The organism is Arthrobacter sp. FW306-2-2C-D06B, assembly GCF_021789175.1.
Classification (GTDB): Bacteria; Actinomycetota; Actinomycetes; order Actinomycetales; family Micrococcaceae; genus Arthrobacter.
Genome location: NZ_CP084560.1, coordinates 4,467,047 through 4,482,883 on the forward strand (window position 1 = coordinate 4,467,047; position 15,837 = coordinate 4,482,883).

Below are 15,837 nucleotides of genomic sequence, written 5' to 3' on the forward strand. Positions count from 1 at the left end.
AAAACGACATCTAATGCGAGTCAGTTGGGTGGGGTGGGGGTTTCAGGGGCCGCGGTGGATTCGGGGGTCTCGTCGAGTTCCGCGAAGACGCCCTGTGCGGTCTTGAAGGCGGTGTTGGCGGAGGGGACTCCGCAGTAGATGGCGGTCTGCAGCAGGATTTCCTTGATTTCGTCCCTGCTCAGCCCGTTGGTGATGGCAGCCCGGATGTGCATGGCCAGTTCTTCCCAGTGCCCGTGCGCCACCATCGCGGTGATGGTGACGGCCGAGCGCATCTGCCGCGTCAGCCCGGGCCGGGTCCAAATCCCGCCCCAGGCGATGCGGGTGATCATGTCCTGGAAGTCACCTGTGAATTCGTCCTTCTTGGCGTTGGCACGGTCCACGTGCGCGTCGCCGAGCACTTCACGGCGGACCACCATGCCGGCGTCGTAGATTTCCTGCGAGGTGGCGTCGCGCTGAACAGCGCCGTTTTTGTCGGCTCCCGGCGAACAATCGGTGCTCATTTTCCGGCCTCCGTCATGAACGTCCGCATGAGGTCCGCGACGACGGCGGGCGCCTCCGCGGGCGCAAGATGCCCGACGCCGTCGAGCGCAATAGCGATAGCGGTGCCGCCACCGGCGTTGATGCCTTCCGCAATTTCTTCAGCGAACGACGGCGGCGCAACAGTGTCCTCGACGCCCGCCAGTGCCTGGGTGGGGACGGTGATGCTGCCGAGTTCGGCGCGGACGTCGAAACCGGCGAGGGCTTCGCAGCAGAAGGCGTAGCTGAAGCGGTCGGCGTCCCGCAGGGCGTGCAGGAGGCGGCTGCTGACCACCGGCTGGCGATCCATGAAACCGGGAGCGAACCAACGCTGCGCGGAACCCTGGATCATCACCGCGGTGCCTTGCGCGCGGACGGTTTCAGCCCGTTCCAGCCATCCCTCCGGCGTACCGAGCTTCGCTCCGGTGCACTGTACGGACAGGGACTTGAGCCGTTCACCGTGTTTGATGCCGAGCTGCAGTCCGGTGGCACCGCCCAGGGAATCGCCGGCGTAGTGGAACACGGCTCCGGGCACGATCGAATCCACCAGATCCACCACAGCGTCGGCCAGTTCGGCGACGCTGAACACTTCGGAGGCCGCGGGCGAGACTCCATGCCCGGGAAGGTCCCAGCCAATGACGTCGAAGTCACCGCCGAGAAGGGCTGCCGTCTCGGTCCACAACACCGTGGAGGTTCCGAGGGAGGGGCCCACCACCAGGAGCGGCTTCTCCCCCAAGGTGCGCTGCGGGGACAGCAACACCGCTTTGATGCTGGGCTTAGCCACGATCGGCTCCCTTCGTGTTGGTGCGGGAAAACTCGGGGTACGCGGCCAGGATGCGACGGCTGATCTCCGCAGCCTCACCGACGTAGTTCGCAGGGTTCAAAAGTGCCTTCAGTTCCTCGTCGGACAGCTTGCTGGCCGGCACGGCTTCGCGCAGGAGCTTGGTGTAGATCCGGGTCTGCTCCGCTGCGGGTGCCTGGAGGGTCTGGTCGACGACGGCTTGCAGTTTCGCCTTCGCTTCTCCCCTGTCCGTGCCGAGGAGCGGAGCAACGGAGGATGCAACAGCTTCGCTGAGCAGCAACGGCCCGGAGATGTCCAGGTTGCGGCGCATCGCCTCGGGGAAGATACGGAGCCCTTCGGCAAGCTCGCGCAATTGGGTGGCGGCACCAAGTGCAAGCCGGAGCAAGCCCCGCAATGCCTGCCATTCGCTGTGCCAAGCGCCGTCCGGGCGTTCGTCGTTGAAGTTCGCGGCCGCAAGGTGCAACTGCGCGGCCAAGCCAGGGGCTTGGAGCGCCGCGCTGCGGATCAGCACGGACAACACGGGATTCTGCTTTTGCGGCATGGCAGAGGAGACGCCCCGACCTGCGGCAAGGGGTTCACCCAGCTCGGCAACTTCGGGGCGGCTGAGGAACAGCAGATCCGAGGCGATCTTGCCGAAGGAGTCCGTCAGGGAGGCCAAGGCGTCGCCGAGTGCGGTGACGGCAAGGCGGTTCGTGTGCCACGGTGCGGGAACGGGAGCGAGGCCCAGTTTCCCGGCCAAAGCATCGGCCAGCGCAAAGGGGCCCGACGGCGAGCCTTCCGTGAGCGACGAGCCTTGCGTAAGCACGGTACCGGCAGCCAGGGTGCCGCCGGCCCCGCCGAACTGCACGGGCGACTCCAGGGCTTCGAGGCGGCGGGCCGCGGCTGCCACTCCGTGGAACCATTGCGCCGCCTTGAGCCCGAAGGTGAACGGAAGCGCATGCTGCGTCAGGCTCCTGCCGACGCACAGCGTGTCCGCATGCTGCTGTGCGAGGGCGGCGAGCGCCGTCGTCGTACCTTTTACCTCGGCGAGAAGCGCGGAAACCACCCGGTGCGCGAGCAGCATCAGGGCCGTATCCAGGACGTCTTGGCTGGTCAGGGAGGTGTGCACGGCAGCAAGCGCGCCGAGGGCCCCGCCGGGATGCCCGGCGTCGAGCTGCCTGACCCTGCCCCGGAGATCGGCCAGCAGCGGAATGACCGGGTTGGCTCCACCTTGTGCGCGTTCGGCGATGGAAGCGGCGTCGTAGGCCCAGGATTCCGCGGCTTCCGTGACGACGGCGGCGGAACCGGGAGGCGCGAAGCCGGCCTCTTCGAGGACAACAGACCAGGCGGCCTCGACGTCGAGGATGGCTGCGATCACCGCACGGTCACCCGTCAGCGCCCCCACGGCGGGCGACGCCGAGACCGGGCTGAGCAGCCCGAAATCGCCGTCGCCGCTCACTGGGAGGCGCCTTCGAAGCGCTCGAAGTCCAAAAATACTGTCTCGTTCCCGCCCTGCAAGCGCAGATCCCAGGTGAGTCCGCCATCCCCGTCGCGGCGTGCGATCAGGGTGCTGCGGCGCTCGGGATCGAGGGAGCTGAGCAGCGGATCGGCCGCGAGCGCTTCCTCGTTTTCCGGCAGGTAGATGCGGGTGAAAAGGCGGTTCATGAGGCCACGGGCAAAGACGGCGACGGAAATGAACGGAGCCGCTCCCGGCTCTGTGGGTCCGGGGTTGACCGTGGTGAAGGTGTACACGCCGGAGTTGCCCACTGCTGCTCGCCCCCAGCCGGTGAAGGTGTAGCCGTCACGGACCAGGGAGCCCGTGCGCTGGACCACCTTGCCTTCGGCGTCGGGCTGCCAGATCTCCAGGATGGCGTCCGGGATGGCTTCTCCTGCGCCGTCGTAGACGGTGCCTTGCAGGCGGATGCTTCCGGGGCTGCCGGGGGCGAGGAGTTCGTTGTCCTTATTAAAGGGAAGGGCGTAACCGTAGAAGGGGCCGACGGTCTGGCCGGGTGTGGGTGTCAGCTTGCTCATGGTCTACTCCTCATCTCCGGTGTCGCCAAAGGCTTCGTTTTCGGTCCAGGTCCGCTTCGACCCGCTCAGCACAATGTCCCAGTTGTATCCGAGGGCCCACTCGGGGCTCGTCAACTCGTGGTCGTACTTGGCGACGAGGCGGTCGCGGGCGTCCTGGTCCACGATCGATTGGTAGATGGGGTCCAGCGGGAACAACTGGTCACCCGGGAAGTACATCTGGGTGATGATGCGCTGCGTGAAGTCCGTCCCGAACAGCGAGAAGTGGATGTGCGCCGGCCGCCAGGCGTTGAGGTGGTTCTTCCACGGGTAGGCGCCGGGCTTGATGGTGGTGAAGCGATAGGATCCGTCCGGTCCGGTGATGCAACGCCCGACGCCGGTGAAGTTGGGGTCGAGCGGGGCGGGGTGCTGGTCGCGCTTGTGGATGTAGCGGCCGGCGGCGTTGGCCTGCCAGATCTCCACGAGCTGGCCGGCAACCGGGCGCCCATCGCCGTCGAGCACTTTGCCTTGCACGATGATCCGCTCGCCCTGGGGTTCGCCGTTGTGCTGGATGGTGAGGTCCGATTCCAGGGCGTGCACGTCCTGGTGCCCGAACGCCGGAGAGTACAGTTCAATGGTCTCCGGATCCGCGTGGTGCAGGCTCTTGGTGGGGTGGCGCAGGATGCTGCTGCGGTATGGCGCGAAGTCCAGGCGGGGCTGGGTCTCCGGCGCGGCCCCGTCCTTGAGTGCCCGGGCGTACGCCTCGCCGATGGCCTTGATCTCGGCGCTGAGATCCGCTTGGGTTTCGACGGCGGCGTCCGACGGCGCGTGGGCGGCATGCGGTTCGGCCGCCGGTACGAGCTCGTCGTCGTCTTGGTAGTGCCCGGCATTTGCGTCTAGCAGCACGGCCGGCTCCTTTCGGGTGGTTGCTTTCCTGGTTTCTGCTTGCGATTCTGCTCAGCGGTGCATGTGGCGGGCGTGGAGCGAGTCGTATTGGACGGCATGCCGCACGGGGGCGTTGGGGGCGCCGTAGCCGTCGTAGTTGCCCCGGCGTTCCACCATTTCGAAGAACACGCTGCCCACCGTGGCGGTGTAGAAGTGGAGGAATTCACCGTTGGCGTCCCTGTCATAGAGGAGGTTCAGTTCCTTGAGGGTGGCGAGGAAGGCAGGATCCAGGGCGAAGCGCGCATCCAGGTCCTCGTAGTAGTTCGCCGGGATCTGCAGGAAGTCGAGTCCGCGTGCCTGCGCCGCCCGCGCCGTGGCCACGAGGTCGTCCACCGCGAACGCGATGTGTTCCTGGTAGCTCTTGCGGGCGCCGTTGCCTTGCTGGCCGGGGCCTTGCTGGCCCGGGTCCTGTTGAAGCACGGGAGCGAGGTTCAGGACGAGGCGCACGGCTCGGTCCGACGTCAGCATGACCTGTGAGCGCACCAGGCCGCTAGGGCTTGGCACCTCGGCGAACGGCTGCGGTTCCAATGCGAGGGCACTCGTGTAGAAGAGGACGGCTTCGTCGAAGTGCTGCCAGGGCTGGGCCAGGTTCACGTGGTCGATCACGGCTTGCGCTCCCGCTGAAGGGTGCTCGAGTCCTTCGCCGAATTCATGCGTCCATGCCGCCGTCCCGTCGGGGCTGCCTTGGCAAAGGAAGATCTCAGTGGAGTCCGGGGCGGCGATGCCTTGGAACACTTCCTCGTCGGCCTGGACTTTGCGCGGCACCACGGGGGCCTTGAGTTGCTGGGCCCGGGCCGAGGCAATCACAGGAGAGTCGACGTCGAACCCCAACGCCGCAATGGCGGGTTCACTGTGCGACGGCGCCTGTTCGTTGATGATGACGCGTGCTTGCCCCATGGACCACAACTGCACGTCCTTGGTCCGGTGCCGGCCGTCGAATTCGAAGCCGAGCTGGCCCAGGAGCGTCTCGAGCTGGGCGGGCTCATCGGTCTTGACCTCTGCGAAGTTGAACCCGGCCGGTTCGGCCACCTTGGGCAGCGTGGCCAGTTCCATGGGATAACGACGCCGGCCGGCAGCGTTGGCGAGCGAGTCACCGCCGGAGGGTCCCGGAGTGAGGGATACCGCATTCGCGTCGAGCCATTTGGCGCTTTGTTCCTCAAGCCAAATCAGCGAGCGCATCGCGTCCACGGCGGTGCGCTCCACATCGGATTGGCGGAAGACGTCGTTGAAGACCTCCAGCGAGACCGGGCCGGAGTAGCCCGCGCGGGCTACGTGGCCCATGAACTTGGCCAGCTCGAACTGTCCTTCGCCCGGGAACACGCGGTAATGCCGGCTCCAGGACAGGACATCCATGGAGAGCTTCGGCGCGTCGGCCACTTGGACGAAGAAGATCTTTTCAGGCTTGATGGCCTCGATGGGCGCGGTGTCCCAGTCGCGGGAAAGGATGTGGAAGGAGTCCAGGCACGTGCCCAGGTTGGGGTGGTCCACGGTGCCCACCAAGCGGTGCGCGTGCTCGTAGTCGTTGACGTATTTGCCCCAGGCCAGGGCCTCGTACGCTACTTTGACTCCGTGGTTCCCGGCCAATTCCGCTAGGCGGGAGAGCTGCCCGGCCCGGAGGTCGTCGTCGTCGATCGTGGCGGTTCCCACGTTGGTGCACACCAGGATGGTGTCCATGCCGAGGCGGGACATGAGCTTGAACTTGGCGTCCGCCCGGCGCAGGTTTTCCTGCAGGAGTTCTTCGGAGACGCTGTCGAAGTCGCGGAACGGCTGGTATAGATCCAGGCCGAGTCCGAGGTCCGCGGCCATCTTCCGCACATCCTCCGGGCTGAGCGGCGAAGTGACGAGGTCCTGTTCGAAGATCTCGATGCCGTCGAATCCCGCGATCGCACAGGCCTGCATCTTTTCCTTGAGCGTGCCGGAGAGGCAGACTGTCGCGATTCCCGTGCGCATCAGTGCCCCGCTCCGGCGAGTGCCTTGCCGGACTTCGACTCTTCAGCCTTGGCGTCTTCGGCGCCCACCAACTCCAGGAAATGTGCCCGCATCCGTTCGGGATCGGCGTCGCGCCCGGTGAAGATGCGGAAAGCGTCGGCGGCCTGCCCCACGGCCATGCGTCCGCCGTCGAGCACCCGGCAGCCCTTGGCCCGGGCCTCGAGTACCAGCTGGGTCTCGATCGGCCGGTAGACGATATCGGCCACCCAGTGCCGGGGCTCCACGAGGGACATGTCCAGTGGGAGGCCGGGATGAGCGGCCATGCCCACCGGCGTGCAGTGCACCAAACCGTCTGCCAGAGGCATGAGTTGCGCCAGCTCCGCCGTCGTGCGCGCGGTGACCGTGCTGCCCGGGAACAGGGCGGCGAGTTCGTCCGCCCGTTCGGCGCAGCGCGCGGGGTCCACGTCCACCAGGTCCAGTTTCTTGACGCCCGCCGAAAGAAGGGCGTAGGCGACAGCGGAGCCGGCACCCCCGGCCCCGAGCTGGACGACGCGGTGCAGGCCGGCGTCGGGAAGGCCGCTGGCCAGCGCGGAGCCAAAGCCGGAGAAGTCTGTGTTGTGGCCGATGAAGCGGCCGTCCTGGATCAGCACGGTGTTCACAGCGCCGAGCCGCTGTGCGTCCTCGGAAACCTCGTCCAGGAACGGCAGCACGAGTTGTTTGCACGGATGCGTGATGTTGAGGCCGTTGTAGCCAAGCCGGGAAGCTGCGGTCAGCAAATCGCCGACGGCGGAGCCGGGCAGCGAGAGCTCCAGCAGGTCGATGGGCCGGTACAGATAGCGCAGCCCCTGTACGTCAGCCTCCTTCTCATGCATGGGCGGCGTCAGCGAAGGCGATACGCCTTCACCGATAAGGCCCACCAGGAAGGATTCGGCTCGGTTGCTCATGCTCATTGCTCCTTTGACAACTGCACCCGCGGATTGACCGCCTCTGGATCCCCTTGAGTCATCCAGAGTCTGCTGCTCCGCCGGGCGGTATGAATCAGACTACACAAAATGTTCATATATTGCACTTGTGTTCTTATCGCGAACAAAAGCGCCGACCACTAGCGTCCTTAGCGCTGCGGCAAGCGATCGGCGAGCTCGGACGCCGCGCTCTTCAGCAAGGGGACCACCGCCACCAGCTGCTCGACGCTCATCCTGAAAACAGGCACCGCGGTGGCAAGGGACGCGAAGGCGACGCCTTGCGAATTGAGGACGGGGACCGCGACGGCGCGCATGCCCACCTCGTTTTCCTCGTCCATGATCGCGTAGCCCTGGCGCCGGACCTTCTCGATTTCCAAGCGGAAGGCGTCGCGGTCGGTAATGGAGAACTCCGTCAGTGGCTCCAACTCGAGCTCTTCCACCAACTGTTGCCGCTCGCCGTCGTCCGCGAAGGCAACAAGCGCCTTGCCAACTGCCGTCGTGTGGAGCATTCCAAGGTGCCCCGGATCGCTCGTGACCCGGAACATTTGGGGGCCATCCACTTTGTTGACCGTGAGGTGGTGGTGGCCATCCCGGACCGAGAGGATGGTGGCCTCGCCGGTCCCCTCCGTCACGCGCTGCAGGATGGGCCGCGCGGTGCCGGCAAAGCCATGGTGGTTTGATACACGTTGACCGAGCTGGAAGACGCGAAGTCCCAGATGGTAGCGGCGGCCGTCGGCCTCGTAGTCGACGAATCCGTCGCGGGTCAGCGATCCGAGCAGCCGGTAAGTAGTGCTGAACGGCAGCTCCGCCTGGCGGGCGAGCTCCGAGGCGCTGGCCCCCTTGGGCTCATTGCCCAGCAGTACGAGGAGGCCCAGGGCCTTTCCGATCATGTCGGTTTTTGTGTCTTCCTTCACATCCATACCTAAAGATTGCCACATCGTGAGAGCTATATCTAGATGGTGAGTAAATATCTTGACAAGTGACTACGCTCACAGTCATCATTGCTATATCGCACAAGTAGCTCTCACAATGTGGCTACAGTGTGAGGCCGCTGCCGGACCCACATCGACGTTCCAGGTACGCAAATTTCAGCCAGATGCGACATCGCCGTCACACAAAGGAACACCATGAGTCACACGATCCCGTCTACGACGCCGGGCACTGCCACGGCAGGAACGCCGAAGAAGGCCGCCCTCGCCAGCTTCCTCGGCAGCGCCGTCGAGTACTACGACTTCTTCATCTTCGGTTCGGCCGCGGCCTTGATCTTCCCGCACGTCTTCTTCCCCAGCGCGGATGCCAACGCAGCCATCATGTCCTTCGCGACGTTCGGCTTCGCCTACGTGGCAAGGCCAATCGGAGCCATCATCCTGGGGCACTTCGGCGACCGCATCGGCCGCCAACGCGTCCTGATGTTCACCCTTGTACTTATGGGCGGTGCGACGTTCATCATCGGCTGCCTCCCCGATTTCAAGTCCATCGGATGGTGGGCTCCGGCGCTGCTGGTCTTCGCACGCCTCTGCCAGGGCCTCTCGGCCGCCGGTGAACAAGCCGGAGCTTCGTCCATGACCCTGGAACACGCTCCGGACAACCGCCGCTCCTTCTTTACTTCCTGGACCCTCACGGGAACCCAGGGCGGCCAGATCCTCGCAGCATTGGTCTTCATCCCCGTGGTCGCCCTCCCCGACGAGATCAAGTACGGCATCGGCTGGCGCATCCCGTTCTGGCTCAGCGCCGTGGTAGTCCTGGTCGCGTTCTTCATCCGTCGCACCCTGCATGAGCCGCCGGCGTTCGCCGAGGCCAAGAAGAACAACCAGATCGCCAAGCTTCCCGTCGCTGACCTCCTCCGGCTGCACTGGGCCGACGTCCTGCGCGTTATCTGCTGCGCCTTCATCTCCGCCGTGAGCACCGTCTTCGGCACCTTGGCGATTGCCTATGCCAAGGATGTGGCCCACGTCAACAGCACCATCACCTTGTGGCTCGTCGTGGCGGCAAACGTCGTCGCGCTCGGCACCCAGCCGGTCTTCGGCCGGATGGCTGACCGGATCGGCCGCAAGCCCGTCTTCATCTACGGCGCCGTCGCCAGCGCCATCATGACGCCGGTGTTCCTCCTGACGCTCGAGTCCGGAAACGTGCCGCTCATGTTCCTGGTCTCCGTGGTGTACTTCGCTCTCGGATACGCCGCTGCAAACGCGGTGTGGCCCTCCTTCTACGGCGAAATGTTCAGCACCAAGGTCCGTTTCTCCGGCTTGGCCATCGGCACGCAGATCGGCTTCCTCATGGCAGGCTTCGCCCCGACGATCGTCACCGCGATGGGCGGCACCAAGGCCGGCGGCTGGGTCCAGATCAGCATCTTCACCGGCGTCATCTGCGTCATCGCAGCTGTCTCCGCGATGACCGCCCGCGAATCCTTCAAGACCCCGACGGCGGAGCTCGGCCTGAAGTAGGACGCTACCCCGATTCCCCCCATCCATTGCTCCGTGCCTGTCGTTTTGAGCCCTCAGAACGACAGGCACGTGGGCCCACGCCGGCAGGGTTCCCGGGCCGAACTTGTGAGGCTAGGGGGCCGGTGGGGAGCAATGGATTTTTTTGCTAACGGAAGTCTTACCCACGGCTAACCCATACGAAACCACCCTGCAACATTGGCCCGTCACACTGGAATAGCCGGCAAACGCTGGCAGCTCCAGCCAGGGAGGCCACCATGTTGAAGGAAGTATCAACCCACCCCACAAGAATCCGCGCCCTTGACCAGTTGCACCGTGGCGACCAGATCGAAGCCCGCCTCTCCGTCGGACCCTCCTACGATGACGTTGTCATCCGCCGGGGCAGCGTCCAGGAAACGGCTCCGGGCATCGGCGTCGTCTGGATCATGGATCAGCTGACAGGCCTGCGCAAGGCCATCAATACCGACGAATGCACAGTCTGGCGAGTGGCCTGACCTGGCCCCGAACCGCTCAGCCGCCAGCCACGGACTGGATGATCAAGACCTCCTGGCCGGCCGTAACCTCAGTATCCAGACCCTTCAGACGCCGGACCTCCTCGCCGTTCACGTAAATATTCACGTAGCGCCGGAGCGAACCGGTTTCATCCCGGAGCCTCCGGGCCAGCACCGGGTAATTACCGGTCACAGCGTCAAGCAAGCTTTCCACGGTCACAGCTCCGTCGGCGGGCGTAGTCAGGTAGGACTGCCCGCCGGCGAGGGGCTGGAGAACGCTAGGCAACACCACGGTGATATCGGGCAAGATCCGTCCTAAGCCGGAAGACCGGATGCTGCGGAGGCAGCGGCCAATTCGTCGGCGACATCTGCGGAGACAACCCCGGCGATGATGGCAGCGCGGACGCACAAAACATCGGGTAGGTGCGAGGCCACTTCGATGAAGGACTCGCCTTCGTCGGCGCTGGCGTAGACCGAACCGCCGCGTGTTCCGAAGTACACCCCGGTAGGTTCAGCAGTGTCCACCGCGGCCGCGTCACGGAGCACGGCGTTGTATTCGTGATCCGGGAGGCCCACATCCAAGCGCTTCCACGACCCACCTGCGTCGTCCGTGCGGTGCACAGCAAGCCGGCCATCCGGCGGAATCCGCTCACTATCGGCCTTGATCGGAATCACCCAGGCGGTCCCTTCGCGGCGGGGATGGGTGAGCATGACGAAGCCGAAATCTGCCGGAAGGCCATCCGCGATGGAGATCCAGTTCTCCCCGTTGTCATCCGTGCGGTACACGCCGTGGTGGTTCTGCGCATACAACCGGCCTTCGACGGCGGCGTCCGCGGCGATCTTGTGCACGCACTGGCCGAACTCGGGATGGGGATCCGGCATGAAGTAGGCCGAAATCCCCTTGTTGCGGGCTTCCCAGGAGGCTCCGCCGTCGAGCGATCGGTAAACGCCTCCCGTGCTCATGGCGACGTGCACGTTCTCCCCGGAAGGGTTGACCACGATCGAGTGGGCGGCAGCCCCGCCGTAGCCGGCTCCCCACTCGCTGCGATGCGGGTGGTCCCACAGGCCGCGGTTCAACTCGAAGTGCTCGCCGCCGTCGGTGGATTTCCAGACGGAGATCGGTTCGCAACCGGCCCAGACGACCCCTGGGCGGGAGGCGGAATCGGGGTAGATCTGCCAGATCCGTTCCAGCGCAGCCTCGGTTCCCTCAGGGAATTTGATGGCGCCTTGTTCGGGCTCGGTCCATGTGGCGCCAAGGTCATCGGAGTGGGCCACTGTGGGACCCCAGTGTTCGGAACGCACGCCCACCATGATCCGGGGCGTGTCCCCGCGCGTATCGATCCCGATGCTGGGGATCTCGCTCATGAGGAAGTGCGGACCGGAAAGGGACCATTCCTTGCGGTCCGTGCTGCGTGCCAGCCACAGTCCTTTTTTGGTCCCGATCGCCAAGACATAACTCTCTGCGGTAGCCATGCACCCCATGCAACCATCCCGGCGCGGGAGCCGCAACGATTTTATGGACCGACCTAGGAAACCGTCTCAGTCTACGAACTCGGACTGCGTCTCAATGAAGTCCCAGTCGGCGTCGCTCAGCCCGCCAGCGAGCTCTTCCAGGCGCGGGCCTCCAACATCCGCAATGCGTTGCAGAACTTCGAGCGGAAGCTCGGTGGCACGAAGGTTCTCGCGCAGCCATTCCTTGCTCTTGAGGTCTATGTCCAGCCACCACATGAAGATCTCCACGTGGACCACCCCTTCCTGTGCAAAGTTAACGCTAGGCCTGCGCATGGTCCTCTACAAGGGGCCGGGAACCTGATCAAACGCCGGATTTCGCCCCGAATTCGGGGTCGGAAAAAGTAAAGTGAAAGTAGTTATTCAGATTGGTAGCGGAGTGCTGTTGGGGCACGTAAGCTAATTGTCAGCAGGAACCCAAAGAACCTGCTCCAAAGTCCGCTCCGGAGTGCGTATCCCCCAATAACGCACTCCGGAGCTCTTTGTTTAAGCCCAAAGATGCGCAAAATCCGTGTCGCTCACCTCTTTACGAGTCGCGGCGCGGAACGGGCCTAGACGAATTGGTACAGCAGGGCCGCCATGCCGAAGCCCACCACGGAGAGCACCGTCTCCAGCACGGTCCACGTCTTCAGGGTGTCTTTGACCGACATGTTGAAGTACTTGGAGATGATCCAGAATCCGCCGTCGTTGACGTGGCTGGCGATGATGGAACCGGAGGAGATGGCCATCACGATCAAGGCCAATTGCGGTTGCGAATAGTGTCCGGCCGTGAGCGCCGGAGCCAGGATGCCGCCGGTCGTCACGATCGCCACCGTGGCCGAGCCCTGGGCAAGGCGCATGCCGCAGGCAATCACGTACGCGGACACGATGACGGGGAGCCCCGCCTTGGCCAGGCTGTCCGCGACGGCGTTGCCTACCCCGGTTGCCGAGAGTACGGCACCGAAGAACGCGCCCGCTCCAACCACCAGCAGGATCATGCCGACCGGCTTCAGCGAAGCAGAGCTGAGTTCGGAGAGGTCCTTTGCGCTCATGCCGCGACGAGTGCCGAGGAGCCACATGGAGAGTGCGACGGCAACGGTGAGCGCAATGGCCGGGTTGCCGAAGAACACCAGCGCATCGCGGAAGCCGCCTGCGGGCAGGAAGACATTGCCGAAGGTGGCGCCGAGGATCAGGAGCATCGGCAGCCCGATGGCAAGGGCAACGACGCTCATGGGCGGCTCGTGGCCCACGGCTTCCTCTGCCTCCGGGATCACGCGGTCCTCCGGAACAGCCACCTGCACGCGCTTGCCGATCCACTGGCCCCAGAGAATGCCGGAGGCGAACCAAGCTGGGATGCCACAGGCCAGGCCCATGATGATGATCCAGCCAAGTTCCACGTGGAACAGCCCGGCCGCGGCCACGGGACCGGGGTGCGGCGGCAGGAAGGCGTGGGTCACGGAAAGGCCGGCGAGGAGCGGCAAGGCATACAAAATCAGTGATTTCCCGCCGCGCACCGCTGCAACGTAGACGAGGGGCGCGAGCACGAAAATGCCGATGTCGAAGAAGACCGGAATCCCCAGGACAAAGCCTGTGACGCCCATGGCCAAAGGCGTGCCCTTTTCGCCGAAGACCTTCACCAGCCTCCCCAGCAGGACCTCCGCGCCCCCGGAGCGTTCCAGGATGGCGCCGAGCACGGTACCTAGGCCAATGATCAGGGTGATGTGTCCGAGGATCCCGGCGAAGCCCTTCTCAATGAGGGCATCCCCGCTCTTGATGGGCGAGCCGACAAGGGCGTCGATGCTGACTCCGCCCGCCAGCGCCACGAGCACGCTGGTGCCCACCAGGGCGATGAACGGTTCGACCTTGACCTTGATGATCAGAAACAGCAGGAGGGCAATGCCCACACCCGCCAGGAGAAGCAGGCCGGCTGTATCGTGCCGCAGCCAGTTCAGGAATTCATTCATGGACGTTACTTTCTGGGGATTGCTACTTGAGGGTGGCGGTGAAGGCGGAGGCCCTGGCCGAGATGTCCGCCCAGTCGCCCGAGGCCACGGCGGCAGGAGGGACGACGCTGGTTCCGCAGCAGACTGCTGCGGCGCCGGCGTCGAGGTAGCTCTTGGCGTTGGACGCGTCGATCCCGCCGGAGGGAAGGAGCCGGATGCCTGGGTAGGGCCCCTGGAGATCCTTCAGGTAGGCCGGGCCGAGCTGCCGGGCGGGGAAGATCTTGACCGCGGCGGAACCGAGGTCGAGGGCCACCGCAACCTCGGTGGGTGTCATGGCGCCCAAACTGAAGGGAATACCGGCTGCCGCGGCCACCGCCGCAACCTCGGGACGAAGGCCAGGGGTCACCAGGAACTGGGCGCCGGCGTCGATCGCTGCCCTGGCCTGTTCGGCCGTCATCACGGTGCCGATCCCGACGGCGGCGCCGTGCTGCGCGGCGGTATCCGCCGCCCGCCGCACATGCTTCAGCACATCGGGGGTGGTGAACGTCAGTTCGACGCTGCGGATGCCGCCGTCGGCCAAGGCCCGGCAGAGCTCGGCGGCGTCAGGGATGGACGCAGCGCGAACGACGGCGAGCGTGCGGTCGGCTTCAAGTTGTTCGACAAATTCTTCAGGAGTCATGCGATGTCGTTACTTCCTGCTCGGGTGCGTCCGTCGGGGCTGCGGCGCAGGGCACGGCCGGCACGGGCGCCGGTGGGCTTCCCGCCGTCGATCGCTGCCGTCCCGTTGACGAACACGTAATGGATGCCAGTGGCTGGCTTGCGGGGGTTTTCAAAGGTGGCTTCGTCACGGACGGTGCGCGGATCGAAGAGGACGACGTCGGCCGCGTAACCTTCGCGGACCAGCCCCCGACGATCAAGTTTGAGCCGCCCGGCCGGGCGTCCGCTCAAGTGGTGGACCATGTCTTCCAGGGTCAGCAAGCCCAAGTCACGGCTGTAATGGCCCAAGTAGCGGGGGAACGTTCCCCAGGCACGCGGGTGGGGTTTGGCACCGACCAAGAGGCCGTCGCTACCGCCTGTGTGCGTCCGGTGGACCATGATGGCCTGCACGTTTTCCTCGTGGCCAACGTGCTGCAGGATCCCGGTACCCAGGCGGTCTTCCCGGAGGATTTGCGCGAACACGTCGAATGGCTCTGCGCTGCTTTCCTCGGCGATCCGGGCGATGGTCTTGCCCACGTGGCCGGCGAGCGCCGGGTTCTGGACGCCGCTGATCTCCAGGGTGTGCCATTCGGCAACCACTCCGTGGCAGCCGTCGGAGCCATAAATCTCCACGCTTTCGCGGATTCTCGCCAGCGTAGCCGGGTCGGCAAGCCGCGCGAGTGTAGCCTCGGTCCCGCCGGAGGACGACCAGCTTGGCAAGATGGCCGCAAGCGTGGTGGCGCCGGGGAGGTAGGGGTAGGTGTCGAGCGTGATATCGGCGCCGTCGTCGAGGGCTGCATCGATGAGCTCAAGCAGTTCGCGCGCCCGGCCCTTGTTTTCGGCGAAGTTCATGGTCGCGTGGGAAAGGTGCAGCGCGCAGCCCGTGTCGCGGCTCAGCCCGATCATCTCCGCATAGGCGCCGAGCGCGCCCTTCCCGTAGGAGCGGTGGTGCGGGGCGTAGAAACCGCCCAGTTCTCCCACGGTCCGGCAAAGCCCTGCCAGTTCCTCAGTCCGGGCATACATGCCGGGGGTGTAGGTCAGCCCGGAGGACATGCCCACGGCACCTTCCTCCATGGCGGTGCGGACCACGTGCTGCATCCGGTTCTGCTGCTCGGGCGTCGGGTCCCCTTCGGCGAAGCCCATCACGATGGCCCGGACGGTTCCTTGCGGCACGAGGTAAGCGGCGTTCGTGGCGATGCGGCCGGCTGTGTCTTCAGCGTCGAGACGGTCCAGGTACTCGCCCACGGTTCGCCAATTCCAGTCGAAATCCTGCGGGTTGTCATTCCAACCGGCGATCTTTTCGCGGACCCCGGTAAGTGTGGCGTCGTCCACCGGCGCGTAGGACAGGCCGTCCTGGCCCAGCAGTTCAGTGGTGACGCCCTGGCTGAGCTTGGCGTAGTGGTCCTTGTTGACCAAGAGCTGCAGGTCCGAATGGGCGTGCATGTCGATGAAGCCGGGGCTCAGGACGAGGCCTGTGGCGTCGATCGTCCGCTCGGCGCCCGTTCCGCTGGCGGTGAGGGATCCGGCGTCGGCGACGACGGCGATCACCTCGCCGTCCAGCAGGACGTCCGCGGGACGACGGTCCGCCCCGGTTCCGTCCACCAGAGCGGCGTTGCTGATGAGGGTCTTCATGGCTTG

General features: G+C 65.2%; 16 protein-coding genes. 2 read left to right on the forward strand and 14 right to left on the reverse strand.

All coding sequences use genetic code 11. The features are described from left to right. Positions 1-20 precede the first annotated feature (20 nt). The 8 genes from pcaC to LFT47_RS20915 all read right to left on the reverse strand — a co-directional run bounded on the left by pcaC (position 21) and on the right by LFT47_RS20915 (position 8,060). Entirely contained in the window at positions 21-500 is a 480-nt protein-coding gene (gene pcaC, locus LFT47_RS20880) for a 4-carboxymuconolactone decarboxylase (protein ID WP_236813773.1), read from the reverse strand. Beyond that, complete coding sequence (locus LFT47_RS20885; RefSeq protein WP_236813775.1) at positions 497-1,300, reverse strand: alpha/beta fold hydrolase; 804 nt, start codon at positions 1,298-1,300, stop codon at positions 497-499. Before LFT47_RS20885 ends, pcaC begins: the two co-directional genes overlap by 4 nt. Next, the gene (locus tag LFT47_RS20890) at positions 1,293-2,756 is read right to left on the reverse strand and encodes a lyase family protein (protein WP_236813778.1); all 1,464 of its coding nucleotides are present in this window, start codon (positions 2,754-2,756) and stop codon (positions 1,293-1,295) included. Before LFT47_RS20890 ends, LFT47_RS20885 begins: the two co-directional genes overlap by 8 nt. Beyond that, entirely contained in the window at positions 2,753-3,328 is a 576-nt protein-coding gene (pcaG, locus tag LFT47_RS20895; RefSeq protein ID WP_236813780.1) for a protocatechuate 3,4-dioxygenase subunit alpha, read from the reverse strand. Before pcaG ends, LFT47_RS20890 begins: the two co-directional genes overlap by 4 nt. 3 nt (positions 3,329-3,331) lie before the next feature. Further along, positions 3,332-4,207, reverse strand: a complete 876-nt coding sequence (gene pcaH / locus LFT47_RS20900; RefSeq protein WP_236818740.1) for a protocatechuate 3,4-dioxygenase subunit beta — start codon at positions 4,205-4,207, stop codon at positions 3,332-3,334. 54 nt (positions 4,208-4,261) lie between these two features. Next, positions 4,262-6,199 (reverse strand): bifunctional sugar phosphate isomerase/epimerase/4-hydroxyphenylpyruvate dioxygenase family protein, encoded by a 1,938-nt coding sequence (locus LFT47_RS20905; protein ID WP_236813782.1) that lies wholly within the window; start codon positions 6,197-6,199, stop codon positions 4,262-4,264. Beyond that, on the reverse strand, positions 6,199-7,122 hold the full coding sequence (locus LFT47_RS20910) for a shikimate dehydrogenase (RefSeq protein WP_236813784.1): 924 nt from the start codon (positions 7,120-7,122) through the stop codon (positions 6,199-6,201). Before LFT47_RS20910 ends, LFT47_RS20905 begins: the two co-directional genes overlap by 1 nt. A 167-nt stretch (positions 7,123-7,289) precedes the next feature. Next, a complete protein-coding gene (locus LFT47_RS20915) occupies positions 7,290-8,060 on the reverse strand; it encodes an IclR family transcriptional regulator (RefSeq protein ID WP_236813786.1) in 771 nt (256 codons plus the stop codon). Positions 8,061-8,267: 207 nt separating this feature from the next. On the opposite strand from LFT47_RS20915, the gene LFT47_RS20920 reads away from it, so the two are divergent. Together LFT47_RS20920 and LFT47_RS20925 are read left to right on the forward strand one after the other, a co-directional pair. After that, entirely contained in the window at positions 8,268-9,584 is a 1,317-nt protein-coding gene (locus LFT47_RS20920) for an MFS transporter (protein ID WP_236813788.1), read from the forward strand. A gap of 254 nt (positions 9,585-9,838) precedes the next feature. After that, positions 9,839-10,075, forward strand: coding sequence for a hypothetical protein (locus tag LFT47_RS20925; RefSeq protein WP_059388807.1), 237 nt, complete (start codon positions 9,839-9,841; stop codon positions 10,073-10,075). Between the two features lie 16 nt (positions 10,076-10,091). Here the strand turns inward: LFT47_RS20925 and LFT47_RS20930 are convergent, their stop codons facing one another. The 6 genes from LFT47_RS20930 to LFT47_RS20955 form a co-directional block, all read right to left on the reverse strand. Beyond that, positions 10,092-10,379 carry a MoaD/ThiS family protein gene (locus LFT47_RS20930; protein ID WP_236813790.1) on the reverse strand — a complete coding sequence of 96 codons (288 nt, stop codon included), beginning with the start codon at positions 10,377-10,379 and terminating at the stop codon, positions 10,092-10,094. Between the two features lie 8 nt (positions 10,380-10,387). Next, positions 10,388-11,554, reverse strand: coding sequence for a WD40/YVTN/BNR-like repeat-containing protein (locus LFT47_RS20935; protein ID WP_236813792.1), 1,167 nt, complete (start codon positions 11,552-11,554; stop codon positions 10,388-10,390). Between the two features lie 57 nt (positions 11,555-11,611). After that, complete coding sequence (locus tag LFT47_RS20940; protein ID WP_059388808.1) at positions 11,612-11,812, reverse strand: hypothetical protein; 201 nt, start codon at positions 11,810-11,812, stop codon at positions 11,612-11,614. Between the two features lie 320 nt (positions 11,813-12,132). Continuing rightward, on the reverse strand, positions 12,133-13,524 hold the full coding sequence (locus LFT47_RS20945) for a GntP family permease (RefSeq protein ID WP_236813794.1): 1,392 nt from the start codon (positions 13,522-13,524) through the stop codon (positions 12,133-12,135). A gap of 22 nt (positions 13,525-13,546) precedes the next feature. Beyond that, the gene (locus LFT47_RS20950; RefSeq protein ID WP_236813796.1) at positions 13,547-14,182 is read right to left on the reverse strand and encodes a bifunctional 4-hydroxy-2-oxoglutarate aldolase/2-dehydro-3-deoxy-phosphogluconate aldolase; all 636 of its coding nucleotides are present in this window, start codon (positions 14,180-14,182) and stop codon (positions 13,547-13,549) included. Beyond that, positions 14,179-15,831 carry an N-acyl-D-amino-acid deacylase family protein gene (locus tag LFT47_RS20955; protein WP_236813797.1) on the reverse strand — a complete coding sequence of 551 codons (1,653 nt, stop codon included), beginning with the start codon at positions 15,829-15,831 and terminating at the stop codon, positions 14,179-14,181. The genes LFT47_RS20950 and LFT47_RS20955 overlap by 4 nt, the downstream gene beginning before the upstream one ends. Positions 15,832-15,837 lie beyond the last annotated feature (6 nt).